Here is a 24,773-nt window from a genome sequence, read left to right as displayed (position 1 = left end):
GCGCCGGTCCGGTCCGGGCCGTTGGTGTGGGGGCTTGGACCGGTGGTCGGCCGCGGGTCGTGGTAGGGGCGGGCGCGCGGTTCCCGGCGCTCCTTCGGGGTGCTGTCCGTCGCGCCGGGGCCGACCTGGGCCGTCGTGCTGTATGTCGTCTTGGTCTGTGGCATACGGATTCATGGAACGGGCGCCGCGTTGGTGGTCCGGCGTTCAACTTCCGTTCACGGGTGGACGGGAGCGTGTGCGCGAACCGAGGCCCCCCACCCTCCACGACACCGCAACCGTCGTCACAGGAGACACCATGTCGCTCACCCGCAGGGACTTCGCCAGGACATCAGCGATCACCGGTGCCGGGGTCGCCCTGGCGGGCAGCGTCGGCGCCCTCGCCACCGCGCCGAACGCCCTTGCCGCCACGGAGACCGAGAGCGCCGGGGCCGCCCCGGCGCACGGGGGCCACCACCACGGCGTCGGCTACGGCCCGCTGATCCCCGACCCGGACGGCATCCTCGCCCTGCCCGCCGGCTTCCGCTACGAGATCATCACCTACAGCGGCCGTACCCGGCTGGAGTCCGGCGAGTTCACCCCGTCCAACCACGACGGCACCGCCACCTTCCAGGGCCCGCGCGGCACCACCCTGCTCGTCAACAACCACGAGCTGGCCGGTGCCCGCGCCCAGTGGCCGCACCCGGTGCCGCTCACCGAGGGCCTGGTCTACGACCCGGCGGCGGCCGGCGGCTGCACGGTGGTCGAGGTCCGCCGGGGCGGCGAGGTCGCCGAGTGGGTGGGCATCGCCGGCACCGCCACCAACTGCGCGGGCGGCAGCACCCCCTGGGGCACCTGGCTGACCTGCGAGGAGACCGAGGACAAGGCCGGGAAGAACGGTTTCACCAAGGACCACGGCTATGTCTTCGAGGTCGACCCGGAGGACCGCCGGGCCAACCGCGACCCCAAGCCGGTCAAGGCGTTCGGCCGCTACGCCCACGAGGCGGTCGTCATCGACCCCAAGCGCGGCCACGCCTACCTCACCGAGGACGCCTCCGGCCCCAACGGCCTGTTCTACCGCTGGGTCCCGCCGACCGGCTTCCGGCACGGCCGCGGCAGGCTGCGCACCCTCGCCGACGACGCGGGCGTGCTCCAGGCCTTCAAGTGCTTCGACTCCGGCGGCCGGTACGTGGACGACCTGTCCCGTGCCACGAAGACCGGCACCGTGTACGGCGTGGACTGGGTGGACGTCCCCGACCGGGACGCCCGGACCGTCTCGGTGCGCAAGCAGTTCACCGACGGCCAGGTCACCCGCGCCCGCAAGCTGGAGGGCATGTGGTGGGCCGACGGCGGGGTGTACGTCGTCTCCTCCTTCGCCCGCCAGGAGAGCCCGGTCCAGCACGACGGCCAGGTCTGGTTCTACGACCCGGGGCGCCGCACCCTGACCCTGAAGGTGCTGCTCGGGGTGAACCCGGACCCGGCCGCGGACGGCGCCTTCGACGGCCCCGACAACATCACCGTCTCCCCTTACGGGGGCCTGGTCATCGCCGAGGACGGCGAGGGCGTCCAGCACCTGTTCGGCGCCACCGAGAGCGGCCGGACCTACCCGATCGCCCGTAACGAGCTGAACATCGGCACCCCGGAGGAGCCGGAGTACAGCGAGTTCACCGGTGTGACCTTCTCGCCCGACGGCCGGACCCTGTTCGCCAACATCCAGACGCCCGGCATCATGCTCGCCATCACCGGGCCCTGGAAGCGGCAGCGGCGCTGACCTCACCCGGCCGCTTCGCCCGGCGCCCGCCCGTCAGCACCGTCGCCGCCACCAGCAGGCCGGTCAGGGTCAGCGCGGCGCCGGTGGCGAAGGCGTGGGCGGCGCCGCGGGTGAGGACGGCGTCCGGCGAGCCGGTGGCGTGCCGGGTCGCCGTGCCGTACACCGTGACCAGGACCGACAGTCCGACGGTGCCGCCCAGCCACTGGAGGGTCTGCAGCAGGCCGGAGGCGGCGCCGGCCTGCCGCGGGGTGACGGCGGACAGGATCGTCGCGTTCAGCGGCATGAAGCTCAGCCCCAGGCCCAGGCCGACCAGGACCAGCGGTCCGAGCAGCCCGTCCGCGTAGCCGTCCCCGGGCTCCAGCAGGGCCAGCCATCCGGTGCCGAGCGTGGCCAGGGACAGGCCGGTCAGCAGCACCGGCTTGGCGCCGAACCCGGCCAGCAGCCGGGGCACCAGCCGTACGGTCGTGAACATCACCAGGGTCATCGGCAGGAACGCGAAGCCCGCGCGGAGCGGGCTGTAGCGCAGCACCTGCTGGCCGAACAGGGTGAGGAAGTAGAACGCGCCGAACATGCCCGCGGGCAGCAGCAGGATGGTCGCGTACCCGCCGGCCCGGTCCCGGTCGGCGAACAGGGACAGCGGCAGCACGGGCTGCTCCGCCCGGGACTCCACCAGCAGGAAGCCGGCCAGCGAGGCGGCCGCCGCGGCGAAGGCGACGAGCGCCCGCGGGTCGCTCCAGCCGCCCTCCGAGACCCGGATGAAGGCGTACACCAGCGAGGTCGTGCCGGCCGTTCCGGTGAGCGCCCCCGGCAGGTCGAACCGGCCCGGGTGGCGCGGGGTCTCGGGGACGGAGCGGGGCAGGGCGAGGGCCAGCACCAGCCCGATGGGCACGTTGACCAGCAGCGCCCAGCGCCAGGACGCCCAGGAGGTGAGCATGCCGCCGAGGACCAGGCCGACGGAGGCGCCGATGCCGGCCGTGGAGGAGTAGACGCTCAGCGCGCGGTGCCGGCGCGGGCCGTCGGGGAAGCCCGTGGTGATCAGTGCCAGGGTGCTCGGGGCGATCAGGGCACCGCCCACGCCCTGGAGCGCGCGGGCGGCCAGCAGCCAGCCGCTGTCGGTGGCCAGGCCGCCGAGCAGGGACGACAGCGCGAACAGCAGGACGCCGGCGGTCAGCGTGCGGCGGCGGCCGAGGATGTCGCCGACCCGTCCGCCGAGCAGCAGCAGACCGCCGAAGGCGAGGGTGTAGGCGTTGAGCACCCAGGACAGGCCGGTGGGGCTGAAGCCGAGGCCCCGCTGGATGTCCGGCAGCGCTACGTTGACGACGGTGGAGTCGACGCCGACCATCAGGTAGGCGGTGACGATGACGAGGAGGGTGGTGCCGAGCCGCGCGGGTGCCGCGGGTGGCGGTGCGGAAGCGGATGTCGATGCGGTGGGTGCTGACGGTGCGGACGGGGTGGACATGGCGGTCTCCCGGTCTGGGGTCCCCGGGCACGCGGCTTCGCGCGGGCAGGTGTGAGCTGCCCGTGGAGCGCTACGACGGTAAGCGGGGACTGTCTCCGTTTGGTGCTCGATAAGATACGGAGAGGGTCCCCGGTTGGCAAGGAGTGGGTGGATGACGCAGGGCAGGCCCATGCGCGCGGACGCTCGGCGCAACTACGAGCGGTTGCTGAAGGTGGCGGCGGAGGCCTTCGCCGAGCATGGAGAGAACGCGTCACTCGACGACATCGCCAAACGGGCGGGGGTCGGTTCGGGCACGCTGTACCGGCATTTCCCGACGCGGCAGGCGCTGTTGGAGGCGGCGTACGTGGACCGCATCGAGGCGTTGGGGGCGCGGGCCGACGAGCTGGCGAAGGAGCTGGCGCCGGGGGAGGCGCTGGCGGAGTGGCTGTACGAGCTGGCGGTCGGCACGATTCAGGTGCGCGGGATGAAGGCGCTGCTGGGTTCGGCGGTGACCGATGGCGGGGCGGCGGCGCTGACCGTGTGCGGGGCCGTGGTGAAGGGGGCCGTGGCGCGGTTGGTGGTGGCGGCGCAGGAGGCCGGGGCGCTGCGGGGGGATGTCGAGCCGATCGAGGTGCTGCGGCTGGCCCACGGGGTGGCTTCGGCGGCGGAGCTGGCGGGGGCGGGGGAGAAGGAGATCCGCCGCTATCTGAGTTTGCTGGGGGAGGGGTTGGGGGCGGTCGGGCGCTGACCGGGTGAGGTTGCTTTTCGGTGCGGTGGGCTGAGGGCTCGCTGACGGTGCTTTTCCGTGCGGGTCGGCTGGGGCTGGGGGGCGGCAGTGGAGCCGCCCCCTCCTGCGGCGGGGCGGAGTTACAGTGCCTTTGCTGCCGGGTCCACCATGTTGCGTACCGTGCGGGCCTTGACGAAGTCGCCCATCGCCGTCATGTCCCATTCGCCGGAGAACTGGCGGATGAGCTTGGCCATCATGACGCCCGTACGGGGCTCCGCGGCGGTGAGGTCGAAGCGGACCAGTTCCTCGTCCGTCGCCGCGTCGACCAGGCGGCAGTAGGCCTTGGCGACCTCCGTGAACTTCTGGCCGGAGAAGGAGTTCACCGTGAAGACCAGGCCGGTGACCTCCTGGGGCAGCCGGCCGAGGTCGACCGTGATGACCTCGTCGTCGCCCCCGCCCTCGCCGGTCAGATTGTCACCGGAGTGCCGGATCGCGCCGTTGAGGATCACCAGGTTGCCGAAGTAGCAGCTGTCGATGTGGTTGCGCTGCGGGCCGTAGGCGATGACCGAGGCGTCCAGATCGATGTCCCGGCCCCGGAACGCCGGTTCCCAGCCGAGGCCCATCCGTACCTGGGACAGCACCGGCCGGCCGCCCTTGACCAGGGACACCGTCTGGTTCTTCTGGAGGCTGACCCGGCCCTTGTCCAGGTTGATCTTCCCGGCGCCCGGCACCGGGGCGGGCGGCGGGGCCGCCGGCTGCGGCGGGGCGGCCGGTACGGGCGGGGCGGCCACCGGCTGCGGCGGGGCCACGGGGGCCGCCGCAGCCGGTGCGGCCGCCGCCGGTTCCTCCACCGTCACACCGAAGTCGGTCGCGATGCCGGCGAGCCCGTTGGCGTACCCCTGGCCGACGGCCCGCGCCTTCCACTGGCCGCCCCGGCGGTAGATCTCCACGACCACCAGCGCGGTCTCCGTGCCGAGCCGCGGCGGGGTGAACGTCGCCAGGACCGCACCGCCGTCCGCGTCCCGGATCGTGGCCGTCGGCTCGATGCCCTGGAAGGTCTGGCCGGCCGCGTCGGGGCTGGCCGTGACGACGATCTTCTCGATCTCCGGCGGGACGGCGGCGGTGTCCACCGTGACCGCGTCCGGAGCCGTGCCGCCGCCCGAGCGGTAGGTCACGCCGGGGCCGCTCGGCTGGTTGTAGAAGATGAAGTCGTCGTCGGAACGCACCTTGCCGTCGTCGGTGAGCAGCAGGCCCGACACGTCGAGCCGCACCGGGGCGGAGACGTCCACCGTCACGCGCGCGGTCGGCAGAGGGATGTTCGAGCCTGGGGTCATAGCTGTCATGCCGGGTGAACGAACGGCACCGCTTTACCGTTCCCTTACCGGCCGGAACCCGCCGAACGGCCCACGGAACCCGCCGGACGGCCTACGGCACCACCACGATCTTCCGCCCCACGCCCGCCGCGAACTGCTCCAGCGCCTGCGGGTAGCGCTCCAGCGGGATCCGGTCGCTGATGAAGACCTCCGGGTCCAGCACCCCGTTCGCGAACAGTTCCGCCGCCCGCTCGAAGCTGTGCAGCACGGCCATGGAACCGGTGATCGTGATCTCCTGGTTGTAGATCCGGTACGGGTCGATGGTCACGCGGGTCGCGTAGTCCGCCACGCCGAACTGGAGGAAGGTGCCCGCCTTCGCCACCCGGTCCAGGCCGTCCTGGATCGCCGCCGCGTTGCCGGTCGCGTCCACGACCACGTCCCAGCCCTGCGGCCGGTCCAGTTCGTCCGCGCCCCCCGCCGCGCCCGTGACGCCGAGCCGGCGGGCGGTCTCCAGGCGGGCCGGGTTCACGTCGACCACGTCCACGCTCGCCGCGCCGGTCCGCTTGGCCAGCTCCAGCATCATCAGGCCCATCGTCCCGGAGCCGTAGATCAGCACGTGCGCGCCGAGGCGGGAGCGCAGCACGTCGTAGCCGCGTACCGCGCAGGACAGGGGTTCCACCAGGGCGGCGTCCTCGGTGCGCACGTGCTCGGGCAGCCGTACGCAGTTCGCCACGGGGGCGACGGCGTACCGGGCCGCGCCGCCGGCCGTCGTCACGCCGATCGCCGCCCAGCGTTCGCAGAGGTTGTTGTGGCCGGTGCGGCAGTAGCGGCACTCGTGGCAGTACAGGGAGGGGTCGACCGCGACCCGGTCGCCGGGCGACAGCTCCGTGACCTGGGTGCCGACCCCGACCACCTCGCCGGCGAACTCGTGCCCCGGCACGATCGGCAGCTTGGGCGCGAACTCGCCCTGGAGGATGTGCAGGTCGGTGCCGCACAGACCGCAGGCGGCGACCTCGACGACGACCTCGCGGGGTCCTGGCACCGGGTCGGGGACCTCGGTGACGACGGCGCGGCCCACGGACTCGATGACGGCGGCCTTCATTTCACGGCTCCCAACGACAGGCCCTGGACCAGCTTGTCCTGGGCGGCGAACCCCGCGGCGAGTACCGGCAGGGAGATGACGAGCGACGCGGCGCACACCTTCGCCAGGAACAGGCCCTGGCTGGTGATGAAGCCGGTCAGGAAGACGGGGGCGGTCTCGGCGACCACGCCCGTCAGGACCCGGGCGAAGAGCAGTTCGTTCCAGCTGAAGATGAAGCAGATCAGGGCGGTGGCGGCGATGCCGGGCAGGGCGATGGGGGCCACCACGCGGGTGAGGACGACCGGGAGCCGGGCCCCGTCCACCCGGGCCGCCTCGATGACCGCGACCGGCACCTCGGCGAGGAAGGACTGCATCATCCACACCGCGATCGGCAGGTTCATGGAGGTGTACAGGACGACCAGCAGCCAGATGTTGTCGAGCAGCCCGGCGTCCTTGGCGAACAGGTAGACGGGCAGCAGGCCCGCCACGGCCGGCAGCATCTTCGTCGACAGGAAGAAGAACAGCACGTCCGTCCACTTCCGCACCGGCCGGATCGACAGCGCGTACGCGGCCGGAAGGGCCAGCAGCAGCACCAGCAGCGTCGAGGCGAGGGAGGCCACCGCCGAGTTGGCCAGCGCGGGCCAGGGGCTCGCGCCGCCGTCGCTGCCGAAGAACGCGCGGTAGCCGTCGAGGGTCAGGGCGGCGGTGAAGGACGGCGGGTTGGTCGCCGCGTCCGCCTCGGAGTGGAAGGACGTCAGCGCCATCCAGGCGATGGGCAGGAAGAACACGATCCCGGCGAACCAGGCCAGCAGGCCGGCCCCGTGGCGGCGTACGGTCCTCATGCGCGGGACACCTCCTCGCGGAACAGCGACGACACCACGCGCAGCGCGAACGTCGCGAGGACGAGCGAGCCGATGACCACCAGGACCCCGGCGGCGGAGGCCAGGCCGTTCTCGTGGGCCTGGTAGAAGCTCTGGTACACGGTGTAGGGCAGGTTGGCGGTGCCCAGGCCGCCGGAGGTGATCGTGAACACCGCGTCGAAGTTCTGCACGATGTAGATCGAGCCCAGCAGGGCGCCGAGTTCGAGGTAGCGGCGCAGGTGCGGCAGCGTGAGGTGGACGAAGATCTGCCAGTCGCCCGCGCCGTCCACCCGGGCCGCCTCGATCTGCTGCTGGTCCCGGCTCTGCAGCCCGGCCAGCAGGATGAGCATCATGAACGGCGTCCACTGCCACACCAGGGAGACCTCGACGGCGAGCAGCGGGGTGCGGGAGATCCAGTCGGGCTGTGGGCCGCCCACATAGTGCGACAAGCCATTCAACAAGCCGTATTCAGGGTTGTAGAGCACATGCTTCCACAGCAGGGCCGCGGCCACCGGCACCACCAGGAACGGCGCGATGAGCAGGGTGCGCACGATGCCCCGGCCGCGGAACCGGCGGTCGAGCAGCAGCGCCAGCACGAGTCCCAGGACCAGGCTGGCCAGCACCACCGCCGCGGTGAGCAGCACGGTCGTCCACACCGAGTGGCGCAGGTCCGCGTCGGTCAGGACCTGGCGGTAGTTGTCCAGGCCGGTGAAGCGGCGGGCCTTGGGGTACAGGGCGTTCCAGTCGAAGAAGGAGATCACCAGCGTGGCCACGAACGGCAGCTGGGTGACGGCGATCAGGAAGACCAGGGCGGGCAGCAGCGGGGCCCGGGTGGCCCAGGCGCGCAGCCGGGCGGGGGGCCGGCGGGCGGCGCGTACCGGGGTGCGGGTCAGGGGTGCGGTCGTCGCGGTCATCGTCCCTCGTACTCCTCGGAGATCCGTTCGGCGAGCCGCTGGGACTCGCGCAGCGCCGAGGCGACGGACTGGCGTCCGGCGATGGCCGCGCTGATCTCCTGGGAGACCTTGGTGCCCAGATCGGTGAACTCGGGGATGCCGACGAACTGGATGCCGGGCGCGGGGCGCGGCTGGACGCCGGGGTCGTCCGGGCGGCTGCTCTCGATGGCCTTCCTGGTCATGTCCTGGAAGGCGGCGGCGGACGCCCGGTAGTCGGCGTTCGCGTACGTCGAGGCCCGTTTGCCCGCCGGGACGTTCGCCCAGCCGCTGGTCTCGCCGACCAGCCGTTCGTAGCCCTTGCCGGACGCCCAGGAGACGAACTTCCAGGCCTTGTCCGGGTTGCGGGAGGACTGCTGGATGCCCCAGGCCCAGGTGTAGAGCCAGCCGGAGGAGGCGGTGCGTTCCACGGGCGCGGGGGCGTAGCCGAGCTTGCCGCGCACCGGGGAGCCCTTCGCCTCCAGCAGTCCGGCGGCGGAGGTGGCGTCGTACCACATGGCGGTCTTGCCCTGGGTCATGTTGTTCAGGCACTCGGCGAAGCCGGACTGGGCGGCGCCGGACTCGCCGTGCCGGCGGACCAGGCCGACGTAGAACTCGGTCGCCTGCCGGAAGGCGGGCGAGTCGAGCCGGGCCTTGAAGTCCTTGTCGAACCAGGTGCCCCCGAAGGTGTTCACGACGGTGGTCAGCGGTGCCGTCAGCTCGCCCCAGCCGGGCAGTCCGCGCAGGCAGATGCCCCGCATGCCGGGCCGGGCGCCGTCCGTCTTCGCGGCCAGCTCGGCGACCTGGCGCCAGGTGGGGCGGGCGGGCATCGTCAGGCCCTTCGCCGCGAACACGTCCTTGCGGTACATCAGGAAGGACGACTCGCCGTAGAAGGGCTGCCCGTAGAGCTTGCCGTCGGCGCCGGTGAGGGCCTCGCGCAGGGGGCGCAGGACGTCCGGTTCGTCGTACGAGGGGTCCTTGGCCACGTACGAGTCCATCTCGCGCAGCCAGCCGTTGCGGGCGTAGATCGGTATCTCGTAGTTGGACAGGGTGGCGACGTCGTACTGGCCGGCCTGGTTGGCGAAGTCCTGGCTGATCTTGTCGCGGACGTCGTTCTCCGGCAGGACCGTGAAGTTGACCTTGATGCCGGTGTCCCGGGTGAAGTGGGTGGCGGTCAGCTTCCGCAACTCGGTCATCTGCGGGTTGTTGACCATCAGGACGTTGATGGCGTCGCCGCCGGAACCGGACCCGCCCGCACCGGCCCAGCAGCCGGACAGCAGCGGGGCGAGCAGCGTCCCGGCGGCCACGGCGAGCGCCGCTCGCGGCCTCCGTCGGCTCGGGGTGCGCATGGATCACTCCTGGAGAGAAGGGGAGGTAAAGGGTGATAAAGGGCGTATGAAGGGGTGCCGCGGCCAGGGAAGGGGCGGCTGGGTGGGGCGGGTGGGTCAGACCCGGATGACCTGGGGGCCCAGCAGGGAGTAGCGGTGGGCCTCGGCGGACGGCAGGAGGGTGCTGGTCACGATCGCCTCCAGCCCGCCGACCTCCGCGAACCGGCAGAAGCTCACCGCGCCGAACTTGCTGTGCACGCCCGCGAAGACGGTGCGGCGGGCGGCCCGGACGGCCTGCGCCTTCACCTCGCTGACCGCCGGGTCGGGGGTGGTCAGGCCGTACTCGCGGGATATGCCGTTGGCCCCGATGTAGGCGAGGTCGATCACGAAGCCGGCCAGCATCTTCGTCGTCCAGTGGTCGACGGTGGCCAGTGTGCCCGGGCGGACCCGGCCGCCGAGCAGCAGCACGGACACCTGGTCGGCCTCCGCGAGGGCGCCCGCGACCGGCAGGGAGGCGGTCACGACGGTCAGCGGCCGGTCCCGGGGCAGCGCCTCGGCGATGAGCCGCGGGGTGAAGCCCTCGTCGACGAAGACCGTCTCGGCCTCCCCGAGCAGCCCGGCCGCCGCGGCGGCGATCCGGCGTTTCTCGGGCACCCGGCTGGTGGCGCGGAAGGCGAGCGTCGTCTCGAAGCCGGCGCTCTCCACCGGGTAGGCGCCGCCGTGGGTGCGGCGGACGAGGCCGTGGTCCTCCAGCGCGCGCAGATCGCGCCGGATGGTCTCCTTGGCCACGCCGAGTTCGGAGGCGAGGGCGGAGACGTCCACCGAGCCGGTGGCGCGGGCGGCCCGCACGATCTCGCGCCGGCGTTCCTCCGCGGTCCGCGTGCCCATGTCGTCACCCACCTCCCTGTGGAGTTGCCCGTTCGGGCCCATGGGGGAAGTTCTACCGCCGGTGCGCGGCGCTGACCAGGTCTGTCGCGGGCCCGATGCTGCCCGTTTGTGCCCGCTTCACCCGAGGCGTGTCCGGGGCGGACCTGCGCGGCCGTCCGGCACCGGGTGGGTTCGGGCACCGCGGGTGCCCGGACACGGCGGCGGGCGGGCCCGTTCGGTGCCCGCCCGCGCGCGTGGACGTCGGTTTCCGGCCGCCGGGGAGTCACCCGGCGGCCGGCGGGGGTTTCAGTACGGCCAGATGGGCGGGTCGTTGACGAAGTGCCCGCCGAGGTGGCCGTGGGCCGGGTTCTCCGGGTCCAGCTCGCCCTGCTCGGCGACGAGCTTCGCCGCGTACGGCTCGGAGTCGTCCCGGGGCTCGTAGCCGAGCGCCCGGGCGCTGCTCAGGTCCCACCACAGGCGGGTGTTGGCGGAGGAGCCGTAGACCACCGTGTGGCCGACCCCCTCGGCGGTCAGCGCCGCGTGGAAGAGGCGGGCGCCGTCGGCGGGGCTCATCCACACCGAGAGCATGCGCACGCTGGTGGGTTCCGGGAAGCAGGAGCCGATGCGCACCGAGACGGTCTCCAGGCCGTGCTTGTCCCAGTAGAGCTGGGCCAGGTCCTCGCCGAAGGACTTCGAGAGGCCGTAGAAGGTGTCCGGGCGGCGCGGGGTGTCGACCGGGATGAGCGGCTCGCCCGGGCGCGGGGCCGGGGTGAAGCCGACGGCGTGGTTGGAGGAGGCGAAGACGATCCGCGCCACGCCTTCCCGGCGCGCGGCCTCGTACAGGTTGTAGGTGCCCTCGATGTTCGACCGGAGGATCTTCTCGAAGGGCGCCTCCAGGGAGATGCCCGCGAGGTGCAGTACGGCGTCCACGCCCCGGACCGCCTCGCGCAGCGCGTCCTTGTCGGTGAGGTCGGCGGTGACGGCGTCCGGCTCGCCCTCGACGGGGCGCACGTCGAACAGGCGCAGCGTGTAGCCGTACGCCGGCAGCAGGGAGCGCATCAGGGTGCCGAGCCCGCCGGCGGCGCCGGTGAGCAGGACGGTGCGGGGAGCGGGCATCCTTCGATCTCCTTGGGTCCGGGAACCGGTGTCCTCAACGGACGCATGTATGGACAGGGTTCACATGCGTGGACACGCTAGGGAGGGGTGCCGTGCCGCGTCAAGTGTGCCCCGCCTCGGACGAATCCGCTGCTCTGTTGCCCGTACTCCGGCTTGACCCGCCGCAATTGCGGCCCTTAGCGTGAGGCTGTTCAGAAATATAGACAGTGATCAGAAACATGCACTGACAGGGAGCGCCTGTGACGCCAGCCCCTCTCGCCGCCCGGCTCCGCGACCCGCGCGGGCCGCTCTTCTTCCCCGTCACGGCCTACGGCCCGGGCGGCGCACTCGACCTGGACGCCTACCGCACCCATGTGCGCCGGGGCGTCGAAGCCGGTGCCGCCGCCGTCTTCGCCGCCTGCGGCACCGGGGAGTTCCACGCGCTGCTGCCGGAGGAGTTCGAGGCCTGCGTCCGCGTGGCCGTCGAGGCCGCCGACGGACGCGTCCCGGTCGTCGCGGGTGCCGGATACGGCACCGCCCTCGCCGTCCGCTACGCCCGGCTCGCCGAGGCCGCGGGCGCCGACGGCCTTCTCGCCATGCCGCCGTACCTGGTGCTCGCAGGCCAGGAGGGCCTGCTGCGGCACTACCGCGAGGTCGCCGCGGCCACCGCCCTGCCGGTGATCGTCTACCAGCGCGACAACGCCGTCTTCACCCCGGAGACCGTCGTCGAACTCGCCCGCACCGAGGGCGTCATCGGCCTCAAGGACGGCCTCGGCGACCTCGACCTGATGCAGCGCGTGGTCAGCGCCGTCCGCACCGAGGCCGGCGGCGACTTCCTGTACTTCAACGGCCTGCCCACCGCCGAGCAGACCCAGCTCGCCTACCGGGCGCTCGGCATCACCCTGTACTCCTCCGCGGTGTTCTGCTTCGCCCCCGAGATCGCCCTCGCCTTCCACCGCTCCCTGCACACCGGTGACCTGACCGTCGCGCACCGCCTCCTGGACGGCTTCTACGGCCCGTTCGCCGACCTGCGCGCCCAAGGCCGCGGCTACGCCGTCTCCCTGGTCAAGGCGGGCGTACGGCTGCGCGGCCTGGAGGTCGGCGAGGTCCGGCCCCCGCTGCACGAACCGGCCGACGACCACGTCAAACAGCTCGCCCGGCTCATCGAGCGCGGCCAGGCGCTGCTGGAGGGGGAGGCGTGAGGGCCTCGGCGTTCGTCTACCCCTGGGACGTGGTCGGCGACCCGGAGGCGCCCGCGCGCATCGCCGGGCTCGGCGTCGAGCAGGTCACCCTCGCCGCCGCGTACCACTCCACCCGCGCGCTGACCCCCCGCCATCCCCGGCACCGGATCGTCACCGCCGAGTACGCGGCCGTCCTCTACCCGCCCGGTGACCGCTGGGCGGGCCGCGGCCTGCGGCCCTACCCGGCCGGCCGCTGGGCCCCCGGCAACGCCTACGCCGAGGCCGCCGAGGCCCTCGCCGGGGCCGGGCTGGAGGTGCACACCTGGGTCGTCCTCGCCCACAACTCCCGCATGGGCGCCGAACACCCCGACACCTCCGTCGTCAACGCCTACGGCGACCGCTACCCGTGGGCGCCCTGCGTCGCCCAGCCCGGCACGCGCGCGTACCTGACCGACCTGGCCGCCGAGGCCGCCGCACGCCCCGGCGCGCGGGGCACCGAACTGGAGTCCCTGGGCTGGTACGGGCTCCAGCACCTGCACGCCCACGACAAGACCGCCGGCGTGCCCCTCGGGGAGGCCGGGCAGTACCTGATGTCCCTGTGCTTCTGCCCGTCCTGCCGGGACGGCTACGGCGAGCAGGGCCTGGACGCCGACGCGCTGGCCGCGGCCGTGCGCCGGGCGCTGGAACCGCTGTGGCGGGGCACGGCCGACGACACCGGCTGGCCGACGGTGGAGAAGCTGCTCGGCGAGGAGACGGCGACGGCCACGCGCGCGTGGCGGGACACCACCGCCCGCACCCTCCAGGAGGAGGCCGTCGCCGCCGTACGCGCCGCCGCGCCGCACGGCTTCCGGGTGCTGCTGCACGCCGACCCGGTCTCCTACCACTGCGGCGCCAACGCGGGCGTCGACCCGGCCCACGTCCTGTCCGTGGCCGACGGCGTCGTGGTGCCCTGCACCGGTGGTACGGCCCTGCTGGCGCCGTTCGCCGCCGAGGCGCGCCAGGACACGGTGCTGGCCGCCAACCTGACCGTCGTCACCGGCATGGGCGGCAGCCCCGGCACGCTCGCGGCGGACGCGGCCCGCGCGCGTGCCGACGGCGCCACCGAACTGCGGCTGTACCATGCCGGGTTGGCCTCGGACGAGGACCTGGCCGCGGTGCGTGCGGGGCTGGCGGCCCGCTGAGGGGCCTACGAGGCCGGCGCCGGACGGGACTTCGCGGAGGGGGGCATACGAGGCGGACGCCGGCCGAGGGGTTCACGTGAGGTCCGGTTCGGCCGGGGCTTCGCGGAGGGGGTTCCTGTGAAGCCCCGGTCGGCCGCAGACCAGCCCCTGGACGCCGTGCTCGCCGCACTCGGCGACCACGGCGGGCACGTGCTCGGCCGGGGGCCGGTCGGGGACTGCGCCGTGGGGCCGAGAAGGTTCATGCCAGGTCCGCTTCGGCCGGCGACTTCGCCGGGGCGGGCGGCCGTTTCCGCAGCGGGACGGCCGTCGCCAGCAGGGCCAGGCCGCACAGCGGCAGCAGCAGCCCGGGGCCGGCCGGTTCCACCAGGCCGGCCCCGGCGGCCAGCCCGACCGCCGTGGGCGTGAACATCAGCGTGTTGGCGGTCGCCGTGACCCGGCCCAGCAGCGGCCCCGGCGTGCGCCGCTGCACGGCGGTGAGCGCGGCGATCAGCACACAGGGCAGGCCCAGCCCGCCGGCCACGCTCGACGCCAGGGCCACCGGGTCCCACGCCACCGCCCGCGCCGCCGCCGCGACCGCGGTCAGCGCGATCCCGGCCGCCGCGAGCCGCCGCGCGCCCAGCCGGCGCAGCGCCGGCCCGGCGAGCAGCCCGGCCACCACCGAGCCGGCGCCCTGGGCGGCGTACAGCACGCCCAGGTAGGCGGGGGAGTGGCCGAGGCGGTCGACCACGGCGTACACCGCCGTACTGGCCAGCGAGGTGAACAGCATCGTCAGGCCGCCCGCCAGGACCAGCGGGCGCAGCGCCGGGTGGTCCCACAGGTGGCGGGTGCCCTCGGCGGTCTCCCGCCACCAGCCCTCGCCCGACCGCACGGGCCGCTCCTCGCGGACTCGCAGCAGGGCGCACATCCCGGCCGCGAGCACGAAGCTGGCCGCGTCCAGACAGGCCACGGCGGGGCCGCCCCAGGCCGCGTACAGGCCCGCGCCGGTCAACGGGGCGACGAGTTTCATGCCCTCGGTGACCGTCATCCGCAGTCCGTTGAAGTCACCGAGCAGGCCGGTGCCGACCACGGTGGTCACCAGCGCCGACTCGGCCGCGTCATGGACGGTGCCGGCGGCGCCGTACACCAGCAGCACGGCGTACAGGATCCACAGCCGGTCCGGGGAGCCGACGGCGAAGAGCACCGGGAGCAGCGCGGCGAGGCCCAGGTTCAGACAGATCAGCAGGGGCCTGCGGCGCACCCGGTCGGCGAGCGTACCGAGGGCCGGTCCGGCGAGCGAGGGCGCCCACATCGCGAGCATGCACAGCGCGGCGAGGGCGTCGGAGCCGGTCATGTCCTTCACCCACACCCCCGAGGCCAGCCACAGGGAGGAGGTGCCGAACCCGGACACCACCACGGCACCCAGATACAGCGCGGCATCACGGTCCCGCAGCACGCGGAACACGGTCGGAGAAGTCGTCATGCCCGCCCATCGTGGGCCTAAGGCAGGGGGACGGGGATCGGGAGGATGCCCAGGATCGGGGGGCGCGGACGGGGGTGCCGGTAAGGAGGGGCCGGGGTCGGGCCAAGGCGGCGCGGGACCCCATGGAGTGCCACCGGGCCGCTCGTGCCCTCGCGAACCGGAACCCGAGTCGCCGCAACTTCCTTTGTCAGAGGCATTGACGAAACATTCGGCCCCTCCTACCTTCAACGCGTCGTACTTCGTACGTCATATATGAGACGCGATATGTGAGATCCGAGAGGGCCGCATGACCTCTGTGCCCACCCCGATCCCGTCCCGCACGCAATACGTGCTGGACGCGATCAAACACCGCATCCTCACCGGGCAGCTGACGCCCGGTCAGGCCCTGGTCGAGACGGAACTGGCCGCGCAGTTCGGGGTGTCCAAGACCCCGGTGCGCGAGGCGCTGAAGACCCTCGCCGGAACCGGCCTGGTCGTGATGAGCCAGTACAAGGGCGTCACGGTGCGCATGGTGGACGCGGACATGGCGCGCGAGGTCTACGACGTACGGCTGCTGCTGGAGCCGGAGGCCCTGCGCCGGGCCGTGACCAAGGGCGCCTCCCTGGACGCCGCCCGCGATGCGCTGACCCGCGCCGACGGCGCCACCGACACCGCCGAACGCTCCCTGGCCAACCGGGAGTTCCACCGCGCCCTGTACCTGCCGTGCGGCAACCCGCTGCTCGCCCGGATGCTGGACCAGGTCCGCGACCAGGCCGCCCTCGTCTCCGCCGTGGCCTGGGCCACCGACCCCTCCTGGGAGCGGGAGGCCGCCGAGCACCGCGAGATCCTGCGGCTCGCCCTGGACGGCGACGCGGACGGGGCCGCGGGCGCCCTGCACGCCCACATCGCGTCCTTCGTCCGCCGCGCGTTCCCCGAGCCCCTCCCCACGGAAGGCGAGCAATGAGCAGCGTGACCTTCGAGACCCAACGGGCGGCCCTGGCCGACGTGGTGGCCATCCCGGTGACCCCGTTCGCCGCGGACGGCACCGTCGACACCGCCACCCACCGGGCGCTGCTGCGCCGTCTGCTCGACGGCGGCATCACCACCCTCACCCCGAACGGCAACACCGGCGAGTTCTACGCCCTCACCCCCGAGGAGCGCCGGCTGGTCGCCGAGCTCACCGCGGACGAGGCCGGCGACCGCGCCGTGATCCTGGCCGGCGTGGGCCACGACCTGCCCACCGCGATCGACTCCGCCCGGCACGCCGAGGGCCTCGGCGCCCGGATGATCATGGTTCACCAGCCGGTGCACCCCTACGTGTCGGCGGCCGGCTGGGTCGACTACCACCGCGCCATCGCCGAGGCCGTCCCCGAGCTGGGCGTCGTGCCCTACATCCGCAACGAGCGGCTGCCCGGCGCACGGCTCGCCGAACTCGCCGACCACTGCCCGAACGTCATCGGCGTGAAGTACGCCGTCCCGGACGCCGCCCGCTTCGCGGCCTTCGCCCGGGACGCCGGCCTGGACCGCTTCGTCTGGGTGGCCGGACTCGCCGAACCGTACGCCCCGTCCTACTTCTCCGCGGGCGCCACCGGCTTCACCTCCGGGCTCGTCAACGTCGCCCCGGCCGTCTCCCGGAACATGCTGGACGCGCTGCGCGCCGGCGACTACCCGGCCGCCATGAAGGTCTGGGAGCAGATCCGCCGCTTCGAGGAGCTGCGCGCCGCGCAGGGCAGCGCCAACAACGTCACCGTCGTCAAGGAGGCCCTGGCCGCGCTCGGGCTGTGCCGCCGGGACGTCCGCCCGCCCAGCAGACCGCTGCCCGAGGACGAGCGCGCCGAGGTCGCCGCCATCGCCGCCGGATGGTCCATATGAACGCCCCCCGCAAGCGTCCCGAGGAACTGCGCAGCCACCAGTGGTACGGCACCGACGGGCTGCGCTCCTTCAGCCACCGCGCCCGCACCCGCCAGCTCGGCTATCTGCCCGAGGAGCACCTGGGCAAGCCGGTCATCGCCATCCTCAACACCTGGTCCGACATCAACCCCTGCCACGTCCACCTGCGCGACCGCGCCCAGGCCGTCAAGCGCGGGGTGTGGCAGGCGGGCGGCTTCCCGCTGGAGTTCCCGGTCTCCACGCTCAGCGAGACCTTCCAGAAGCCGACCCCCATGCTCTACCGCAACCTGCTCGCCATGGAGACCGAGGAGCTGCTGCGCTCCTACCCGGTCGACGGGGCGGTCCTCATGGGCGGCTGCGACAAGTCCACGCCCGCGCTGCTGATGGGCGCGGCCTCCGCCGACCTGCCCACCGTGTTCGTACCGGCCGGACCGATGCTCCCGGGCCACTGGCGCGGCGAGGTCCTCGGCTCCGGCACGGACATGTGGAAGTACTGGGACGACAAACGGGCCGGCCTCATCGGCGACTGCGAGATGGCCGAGCTGGAGAGCGGCCTGGCCCGCTCGCCCGGCCACTGCATGACGATGGGCACGGCGTCCACGCTCACCGCGGCGGCCGAGGCGCTGGGGGTGACCGTGCCGGGCGCGTCCAGCATCCCGGCGGTGGACTCCGGGCACGACCGGATGGCGGCGAAGGCGGGCATGACCGCCGTGGAACTCGTCCACCGGGACCGCCGGCTGTCCGCCGTCCTCACCCGGGAGGCGTTCGAGGACGCCGTCACCACCGTGCTCGGCCTCGGCGGCTCCACCAACGCGGTGATCCACCTCATCGCCATGGCCGGCCGGGCCGGGGTCCGGCTCACCCTGGACGACTTCGACCGCATCGCCCGCACGGTCCCGGTCCTCGCCGACGTCCGCCCCGGCGGGCGGAAGTACCTGATGGAGGACTTCCACTTCGCCGGCGGCCTGCCCGGCTTCCTGTCCCGGATCACCGACCTGCTCCACCTGGAGAGGCCGACGGTGTCCCACGACACCCTGCGCGAGCAGCTCGCCGGCGCCCGGGTCCACGACGACGACGTCATCCGCACCCGGGACAACCCGGTCGCGAGCGAGGGCGGGGTCGCCGTGCTGCGCGGCAACCTCTGCCCGGACGGGGCGGTCATCAAGCACATCGCCGCCGAGCCGCACCTGCTCAGGCACACCGGCCCGGCCGTCGTCTTCGACGACTACAAGACCATGCAGCGCACCATCAACGACCCCGCGCTCGGCATCACCGCCGACAGCGTCCTGGTGCTGCGCAACGCCGGCCCCAAGGGCGGCCCGGGCATGCCCGAGTACGGCATGCTGCCGATCCCGGACCACCTGCTGAAGCAGGGCGTGCGGGACATGGTCCGCATCTCCGACGCCCGGATGAGCGGCACGAGTTACGGCGCGTGCGTGCTGCACGTGGCCCCCGAGTCCTACGTCGGCGGCCCGCTGGCCCTGGTGCGCACCGGCGACCCGATCACGCTCGACGTCGAGGCGCGCACCCTCCGGCTCGAGGTGGACGACGCCGAACTGGAGCGCCGCAGGGCCGAGTGGACCCCGCCGCCCGTGCGCTACGAACGCGGCTACGGCGCGCTCTACAGCGAGCAGATCACCCAGGCGGACACCGGCTGCGACTTCGAGTTCCTCGCCCGGCCGGGCACGGTGCGGGACCCCTACGCGGGCTGAACCGCACGCGATCACGGCCCCCTTTGGCCGAGATCTCGAACATCGATCGGAAAGCGCTTCACCGAGAACGGAGAACAGTCATGGCCCAAGCCGCAGCCGTGGCGAAGCCGCCCGCGCCACCCCGGCGGCGCCGTGCCTCCGCCACCCCGCGCGGGCTGCCGTACCTGCTGATCGCCCCGGCGGCCCTGCTGATGCTGGGTTTCATCGCCTACCCGGTGCTCAGTGTCTTCTACTACAGCCTGCGGAACTACAACCCCACCAAGCCCTGGCGGAACGGATTCGCGGGCCTGGACAACTTCACCCAGGCCTTCGCCCACGACCCGCAGTTCTGGGACACCCTGACCTTCAGCGCCAAGTGGGTCGTGGTGGAAGTCGCGTTGCAGCTGCTGTTCGGGCTCGCCCTGGCGCTGATCGTCAACCAGACCTTCGTGGGCCGGGCGGTGGGCCGCGCGCTCGTCTTCTCCCCCTGGGCCGTCTCCGGCGTGCTGACCTCCGCGATCTGGGTGCTGCTCTACAACTCCCAGACCGGCGTCAGCCGTTACCTCGCCGACGCGGGGCTGGGCTCGTACGGCACCAGCTGGCTGTCGGACACCTCCACGGTGTTCCCGGCGGCGGTGGTCGCCGACCTGTGGCGCGGGGTGCCGTTCTTCGCGATCCTCATCCTCGCCGACCTCCAGTCCGTCTCCAAGGACCTGTACGAGGCCGCCGAGGTCGACGGAGCGAGCCGGCTCAAGCAGTTCTGGCACATCACCCTGCCCCACCTGAAGGACGCCATCGTCCTGTCCACGCTGCTGCGCGCGGTGTGGGAGTTCAACAACGTCGACCTGCTCTACACACTGACCGGCGGCGGCCCGGCCGGCGAGACCACCACCCTGCCGCTGTACATCGCCAACACATCCGTCGACGCCCACAACTTCGGCTACGCCTCCGCCCTCACCACGGTGGCGTTCGTGATCCTGCTCTTCTGCTCGATCGTCTATCTGCGGCTGAGCAAGTTCGGAGGTGAGTCCAGGTGATCACCGAGATCGCTCCCGCTCCCGAGCGTGTGGCGGCCGAGCCCGCCCGGCCCGGCAGGAAGCGCCGCGCCTGGGACGAGGTCCCGCGCTGGCAGATCTACGTCCCGCTGACCATCTACCTGCTGTTCACCCTGATCCCCTTCTACTGGATCCTGCTCTTCGCGCTCCGCCCGGCCGGCTCCACCTCCCTGGTGCCCTGGCCGATGACCTTCGAGCACTTCGAGAAGGTGTGGACCGAACGCGGCTTCGGCACCTACTTCACCAACAGCGTCTACGTCGGCCTGGCCACCCTGGTGCTGACCACCGTCGTCGCGCTGGCCGGCGGCTACGCGCTCGCCCGCTTCGACTTCCGGCTCAAGCGCGGCTTCATGCTGGCGCTGCTGTGCTCGCAGTTCGTCCCCGGCGCGCTGCTGCTGGTGCCGCTGTTCCAGATCTTCGCCAAGCTCCAGATGATCAACTCGCTGGGCAGCGTGGTCATCGCCGAGACCGTCTTCCAGCTGCCGCTGTCGATGATCCTGATCAGCGGGTTCATCCGGAACGTGCCCTACTCCCTGGAGGAGGCCGCCTGGGTGGACGGCTGCAACCGCATGACCGGCTTCCGGATCGTGGTGCTGCCGCTGCTGCGGCCCGGCCTGATCGCCGTCGGCTCCTTCGCCTTCGTGCACGCCTGGAACCACTTCCTGTTCGCCCTGATGTTCCTCTCCGACCAGGGCAAGCAGACCATCCCGGTCGGCCTGAACACCCTGATGAGCTCCGACAGCGTCGACCTGGGCGCCCTGGCGGCGGGCGGCATCATCGCGGCCGTGCCCGTGGTGATCGTGTTCGCCTTCATCCAGAAGTGGCTGATCACCGGCTTCAGCGCGGGGGCGGTGAAGGGATGAGACCACGGCACCCGCTCCCGGCGGCGACCCCGGCCGGCGCGGCGCGCGGCGCGGGCGCGGGGAGGAACCGGTGACCGTACCCGTCGTCCTCGCCGGCGCCCGCGGTCACGGCCGCTGGCACCTGGACAACATCCGCCGGCTCCAGGCCCGGGGCGTGGTGCGGCTCGCCGGGATCTGCGAACTGACCCCGCTCACCGGGGCGGAGATCCCGGACGGCCTGGGCACACCGGAGCAGTCCGCCGACCTCGGGGCGCTCCTGGATGCCACCGGCGCGCGGATCGCCGTGATCTGCACACCCATCCCGACCCACACCGAACTCGCCCTCACCGCCGCCGCGCGGGGCGTACACCTGCTGCTGGAGAAGCCGCCCGCGCCCTCCTACGCCGCGTTCCGCCGCATGGCCGACGGGGTCGCCCAGGCCCGGGTGGCCTGCCAGATCGGCTTCCAGTCGCTCGGCTCGCACGCGGTGCCCGCGATCCGGCGGCTGATCGCCGAGGGTGCCATCGGCGCGGTCAAAGGAGTCGGCGCCGCCGGTGCCTGGGCCCGGGACGAGGCCTACTACCGGCGGGCCCCCTGGGCGGGCCGGCGGCGGCTGGACGGCGCCGACGTGGTCGACGGAGTGCTCACCAACCCCCTCGCACACGCCGTCGCCACCAGCCTCGCCCTGCTCGGCACCACCCGCGCCGAGGACGTCACCGGCATCGAGACCGAGCTGCTGCGCGCCAACGCCATCGAGTCCGACGACACCTCCTGCGTCCGCGTGCGCACCCCGCGCGGACCGGTCACGGTCGCCGCCACCCTGTGCGCCGAGCACCCCGGGGAGCCGTACGTACTGGTGCACGGCGACCGCGGCCGGATCACCTTCTGGTACAAGCAGGACCGGGTGCTGCTCCAGCGCTCAGGTCACGGCCCCGAGGAGACCGAGTACGGCCGCACGGACCTGCTGGAGAACCTGGCCGGCCACCTGGAGCACGGCGCCGCGCTGCTGGTCCCGCCGGACGACACCGGCGCCTTCATGCGGGTCGTCGAGGCGATCCGCACCGCCCCCGATCCGGCACCCCTGCCGGAAACCGCCTGGCGGCCGCTGCCGGACGAACGGCGCCGGATCGTGCCCGGCGTGGAGGGCCTGGTCGCGGCGGCGGCGGACACCCTCGCCCTCTACTCCGAACTGGGCGCCTCCTGGGCCCTGCCGAACGAGGTGAGCACCTGATGACATCCCACGACAGCCTGGTCCTGCGGGCCGCGGGCCGCCCGGTCGGCCGCTATGTCACCCGGCCCGACCTGCCCGCACGGCTCGCCCCGCGCCCCTATCTGCACCCCGTCACCACCCTGGCCGGCACGCCGGTCACCGAGGTGAGCCCCGCCGACCACGCGCACCACCTCGGCGTCGGTGTCGCCGTTCCCGACGTCGAGGGGCACAACTTCTGGGGCGGCCGCACCTTCGTACGGGACCGGGGCCCGACCGAGCTGGACAACCACGGCGTCCAGCGGCACACCGGTTTCCAGCTGTGCGACCCGGACGGCTTCGTGGAGGAGCTGCGCTGGGCCGCCGCCGGCACCGAGCTGCTGCGCGAGCGCCGCACGGTCGCGGCCACCGGGCTCACCGAGGCCGCGTGGGCGCTGGACTTCACCTTCTCCCTCACCAACGTCACCCCCGGCCCGCTGTCCCTCGGCAGCCCCGCCACCAACGGGCGGCCCGGCGCGGCCTACGGCGGCTTCTTCTGGCGGGCCCGCAAGGAATCCCGGCCCCCGGAGGTCTTCACCGCCGACCGGGAGGGCGAGAGCGAGGTGCACGGCACCCGCGCCGACTGGCTCGCGCTGGCCGGCGCCGGGTGGACGCTGGCGTTCGCCGGGGCCACCGGGGACACCCGCCGCGACCCCTGGTTCGTCCGGGCCGCCGAGTACCCCGCAGTGGGCTCCTCCCTGGCGCACACCGAGCGGCTGACCGTCGCACCCGGCGGGACCGTCGTGCGCCGGATCGTCACCGTCGTCGCCGACGGCCGCCCGTCCCGCGACGAGCTGGCCGCCCTGGTCCGCAAGGCGGTGGCCCAGTGAACGGGACCTACCGCAACCCGGTGCTGAACGCCGACTGGTCCGACCCGGACGTGGTCCGCGTCGGCGACGACTTCTACCTCACCGCCTCCAGCTTCGGCCGCGCCCCCGGACTGCCCCTGCTGCACTCCCGGAACCTGGTCGACTGGACCCTCGTCGGACACGCCCTGGAACGCCTGGAACCGGAGGAGGAGTTCGCCCTGCCCCGGCACGACCGCGGGGTCTGGGCGCCGTCCATCCGGCACCACGACGACCGGTTCTGGATCTTCTGGGGCGACCCCGACCAGGGCGTCTTCCAGGTCAACGCCCCCGAGATCAGGGGCCCGTGGACCCGGCCGCACCTGGTCAAGGCGGGCAAGGGCCTGATCGACCCGTGCCCGCTGTGGGACGACGAGACCGGCGAGGCCTACCTCGTGCACGCCTGGGCCAGGTCCCGCTCCGGCGTCAAGAACCGCCTCACCGGCCACCGGATGCACCCCGACGCCACCTCGCTGCTCGACGAGGGCAAGGTGATCGTCGACGGCGACCGCATCCCCGGCTGGTTCACCCTCGAAGGGCCCAAGCTCTACCGGCACGACGGCTGGTTCTGGATCCTCGCCCCCGCCGGGGGAGTGGAGACCGGCTGGCAGGGGGCGTTCCGCTCGCGCGGGTTCTTCGGACCGTACGAGGAGCGGATCGTGCTGGAGCAGAAGGACACCGACGTCAACGGCCCCCACCAGGGCGGCTGGGTGCGCACCGCGGCCGGCGAGGACTGGTTCCTGCACTTCCAGCAGCGCGGCCCCTACGGCAGGGTGGTCCACCTCCAGCCGATGCGCTGGGGGAGGGACCGGTGGCCGGTGCTCGGGGACGAGGGCGCCCCCGTCGCCGTACACCGCAGGCCCGCGCTGCCGGCGCAGCCGCCCGCCGCGCCCGCCACCGACGACGACTTCCCCGGCGGCCGGTACGGCCGGCAGTGGCAGTGGACCGCCAACCCCGGCGACGGCTGGGCCACCCAGCACTCCGGGGACGGTCTGCGGCTGACCTGCGTCCGCTCGGCCGACGCACACGACCCGCGGAGACTGCCGAACGTCCTCACCCAGCGGCTGCCCGGGCTGACGAGCGCGGTCGAGACCGAGCTGCGGCTGGACGCCGGCGAGCCGGGCGCCCGCGCGGGACTCGTGGTGCTCGGGGACGCCTTCTGCTGGATCGGCCTGGAGCGCGGGGCCGACGGCACGGTGCGGCTCGTGCACCGGTTCGGGGAGGCGGTCGCCGAGCGGGAGCGCGACGCCGGGGTGCCCTGCGTCGCGCCCGGGGGGCGGGCACGGCTGCGGATCGAGGCCGGTCCCGGGGCGCGGTGCCGGTTCTCCTACGACGTCGGGGACGGCTTCCGCGCTTCCGGCCCGGTCTTCGCCGCCACGCCCTGGCGCTGGGTCGGCGCCCTGCTCGGCCTGTTCGCGGTCGCACCCGAGGGACCCGGGCGCGCGGGCTCGGCGACCTTCACCCGGTTCCGGATCACGCCCCTGTAGCCGCCCGAGAAGCCCTGTTGGGAGCCGCAATGACGCACATCCCTGGCAAGCGCTTTCCCCGCCCGGGCGCCGTCCTCGCCGCCGTGACCGCCCTCGTCGCCACGTTCGGCCTCGGCCTGGCGGGCGAGGCGAAGGCCGCCGCCCCGAGGGCCGCGACCCCCGCGAAGACCGCCGGGCCCTTCGACGACGACCGGCCGCACAGGCTTCGCCTCGCTGGCCGACGCCACGGCCGAACTGGTGCAGCGCGGCTCGGCTCTGAGGCACACCAGCGGGCGCACCGACGAGCACGGCACGGCGTTCGACCCGCACGCCTTCCACGACTACCGGCCGGACCCGGCCGCCGCCGTCCCCGCCCTGGTCAAGCGGTTCTCCGGCCCGCAGCAGCGGACCGGCACCCACAACGGCCACGTCAGCGCCGCCTCGACCCGGAAGGGCAACCCCGCGACCACGGCCCCGGCGCCGCCCTCACCGCCGGCCGGCCGTAGTCGAGCGGCGCGGACGCGCCGTCGTACACCGTCGCCGACTGTCCGCG

Annotated in this window: 21 protein-coding genes; 12 read left to right on the top strand and 9 right to left on the bottom strand. The window is 73.2% G+C overall.

Going from position 1 to position 24,773, the window contains the following annotated elements; all coding sequences use genetic code 11:
- Window positions 1–295 precede the first annotated feature (295 nt).
- Window positions 296–1,747 carry an alkaline phosphatase PhoX gene (locus tag IE251_RS08485; protein WP_189752296.1) on the top strand — a complete coding sequence of 484 codons (1,452 nt, stop codon included), beginning with the start codon at window positions 296–298 and terminating at the stop codon, window positions 1,745–1,747.
- On the opposite strand, the gene IE251_RS08480 is transcribed toward IE251_RS08485, so the two are convergent.
- Window positions 1,716–3,206: an MFS transporter gene (locus IE251_RS08480; protein WP_189752295.1), complete on the bottom strand. Its 1,491-nt coding sequence runs from the start codon at window positions 3,204–3,206 to the stop codon at window positions 1,716–1,718. The genes IE251_RS08485 and IE251_RS08480 overlap by 32 nt on opposite strands.
- Before the next feature lie 151 nt (window positions 3,207–3,357).
- Here IE251_RS08480 and IE251_RS08475 point away from each other — a divergent pair, with 151 nt between their 5' ends.
- Window positions 3,358–3,933: a TetR/AcrR family transcriptional regulator gene (locus IE251_RS08475; RefSeq protein WP_189752294.1), complete on the top strand. Its 576-nt coding sequence runs from the start codon at window positions 3,358–3,360 to the stop codon at window positions 3,931–3,933.
- Between the two features lie 119 nt (window positions 3,934–4,052).
- Here the strand turns inward: IE251_RS08475 and IE251_RS08470 are convergent, their stop codons facing one another.
- From IE251_RS08470 to IE251_RS08440, 7 genes are all read right to left on the bottom strand, one after another.
- Window positions 4,053–5,246 carry a TerD family protein gene (locus tag IE251_RS08470; protein WP_189752293.1) on the bottom strand — a complete coding sequence of 398 codons (1,194 nt, stop codon included), beginning with the start codon at window positions 5,244–5,246 and terminating at the stop codon, window positions 4,053–4,055.
- A gap of 91 nt (window positions 5,247–5,337) precedes the next feature.
- A complete protein-coding gene (locus tag IE251_RS08465; protein ID WP_189752292.1) occupies window positions 5,338–6,327 on the bottom strand; it encodes a zinc-dependent alcohol dehydrogenase family protein in 990 nt (329 codons plus the stop codon).
- Window positions 6,324–7,148: a carbohydrate ABC transporter permease gene (locus IE251_RS08460; protein WP_189752291.1), complete on the bottom strand. Its 825-nt coding sequence runs from the start codon at window positions 7,146–7,148 to the stop codon at window positions 6,324–6,326. Before IE251_RS08460 ends, IE251_RS08465 begins: the two co-directional genes overlap by 4 nt.
- Entirely contained in the window at window positions 7,145–8,080 is a 936-nt protein-coding gene (locus IE251_RS08455) for a carbohydrate ABC transporter permease (RefSeq protein ID WP_189752290.1), read from the bottom strand. The genes IE251_RS08460 and IE251_RS08455 overlap by 4 nt, the downstream gene beginning before the upstream one ends.
- Complete coding sequence (locus IE251_RS08450) at window positions 8,077–9,444, bottom strand: ABC transporter substrate-binding protein (RefSeq protein ID WP_189752289.1); 1,368 nt, start codon at window positions 9,442–9,444, stop codon at window positions 8,077–8,079. The genes IE251_RS08455 and IE251_RS08450 overlap by 4 nt, the downstream gene beginning before the upstream one ends.
- Before the next feature lie 96 nt (window positions 9,445–9,540).
- Window positions 9,541–10,311, bottom strand: coding sequence for a DeoR/GlpR family DNA-binding transcription regulator (locus tag IE251_RS08445; protein WP_189752288.1), 771 nt, complete (start codon window positions 10,309–10,311; stop codon window positions 9,541–9,543).
- A 285-nt stretch (window positions 10,312–10,596) separates the two neighbouring features.
- Entirely contained in the window at window positions 10,597–11,406 is an 810-nt protein-coding gene (locus IE251_RS08440; protein WP_189752287.1) for an NAD-dependent epimerase/dehydratase family protein, read from the bottom strand.
- A gap of 239 nt (window positions 11,407–11,645) precedes the next feature.
- Here IE251_RS08440 and IE251_RS08435 point away from each other — a divergent pair, with 239 nt between their 5' ends.
- Both IE251_RS08435 and IE251_RS08430 read left to right on the top strand, forming a co-directional pair.
- Window positions 11,646–12,587: a 5-dehydro-4-deoxyglucarate dehydratase gene (locus IE251_RS08435; RefSeq protein WP_189752286.1), complete on the top strand. Its 942-nt coding sequence runs from the start codon at window positions 11,646–11,648 to the stop codon at window positions 12,585–12,587.
- Window positions 12,584–13,747 carry a hypothetical protein gene (locus IE251_RS08430; protein WP_189752285.1) on the top strand — a complete coding sequence of 388 codons (1,164 nt, stop codon included), beginning with the start codon at window positions 12,584–12,586 and terminating at the stop codon, window positions 13,745–13,747. Before IE251_RS08435 ends, IE251_RS08430 begins: the two co-directional genes overlap by 4 nt.
- A gap of 238 nt (window positions 13,748–13,985) precedes the next feature.
- On the opposite strand, the gene IE251_RS08425 is transcribed toward IE251_RS08430, so the two are convergent.
- Complete coding sequence (locus IE251_RS08425; RefSeq protein WP_189752284.1) at window positions 13,986–15,206, bottom strand: MFS transporter; 1,221 nt, start codon at window positions 15,204–15,206, stop codon at window positions 13,986–13,988.
- 286 nt (window positions 15,207–15,492) lie between these two features.
- Here IE251_RS08425 and IE251_RS08420 point away from each other — a divergent pair, with 286 nt between their 5' ends.
- From IE251_RS08420 to IE251_RS08385, 8 genes are all read left to right on the top strand, one after another.
- Window positions 15,493–16,149, top strand: a complete 657-nt coding sequence (locus tag IE251_RS08420; protein WP_189752283.1) for a GntR family transcriptional regulator — start codon at window positions 15,493–15,495, stop codon at window positions 16,147–16,149.
- Entirely contained in the window at window positions 16,146–17,057 is a 912-nt protein-coding gene (locus IE251_RS08415) for a dihydrodipicolinate synthase family protein (RefSeq protein WP_189752282.1), read from the top strand. Before IE251_RS08420 ends, IE251_RS08415 begins: the two co-directional genes overlap by 4 nt.
- Window positions 17,054–18,787, top strand: a complete 1,734-nt coding sequence (gene araD / locus IE251_RS08410; RefSeq protein ID WP_189752281.1) for an L-arabinonate dehydratase — start codon at window positions 17,054–17,056, stop codon at window positions 18,785–18,787. The genes IE251_RS08415 and araD overlap by 4 nt, the downstream gene beginning before the upstream one ends.
- 80 nt (window positions 18,788–18,867) lie before the next feature.
- The gene (locus tag IE251_RS08405; RefSeq protein ID WP_189752280.1) at window positions 18,868–19,803 is read left to right on the top strand and encodes a carbohydrate ABC transporter permease; all 936 of its coding nucleotides are present in this window, start codon (window positions 18,868–18,870) and stop codon (window positions 19,801–19,803) included.
- Complete coding sequence (locus tag IE251_RS08400) at window positions 19,800–20,684, top strand: carbohydrate ABC transporter permease (protein WP_189752279.1); 885 nt, start codon at window positions 19,800–19,802, stop codon at window positions 20,682–20,684. The genes IE251_RS08405 and IE251_RS08400 overlap by 4 nt, the downstream gene beginning before the upstream one ends.
- 70 nt (window positions 20,685–20,754) lie before the next feature.
- Entirely contained in the window at window positions 20,755–21,894 is a 1,140-nt protein-coding gene (locus tag IE251_RS08395; protein ID WP_189752278.1) for a Gfo/Idh/MocA family protein, read from the top strand.
- Window positions 21,894–22,739, top strand: a complete 846-nt coding sequence (locus IE251_RS08390; protein WP_189752277.1) for a DUF6807 domain-containing protein — start codon at window positions 21,894–21,896, stop codon at window positions 22,737–22,739. The genes IE251_RS08395 and IE251_RS08390 overlap by 1 nt, the downstream gene beginning before the upstream one ends.
- On the top strand, window positions 22,736–24,241 hold the full coding sequence (locus IE251_RS08385; RefSeq protein ID WP_189752276.1) for a glycoside hydrolase family 43 protein: 1,506 nt from the start codon (window positions 22,736–22,738) through the stop codon (window positions 24,239–24,241). The genes IE251_RS08390 and IE251_RS08385 overlap by 4 nt, the downstream gene beginning before the upstream one ends.
- The last annotated feature ends 532 nt before the right edge of the window (window positions 24,242–24,773 follow it).

Source organism: Streptomyces eurythermus (genome assembly GCF_014649115.1).
Classification (GTDB): Bacteria; Actinomycetota; Actinomycetes; order Streptomycetales; family Streptomycetaceae; genus Streptomyces; species Streptomyces eurythermus.
The sequence above is the reverse complement of the archived record's forward strand: the minus strand, read 5'-3'. Positions and strand labels throughout refer to the sequence as shown.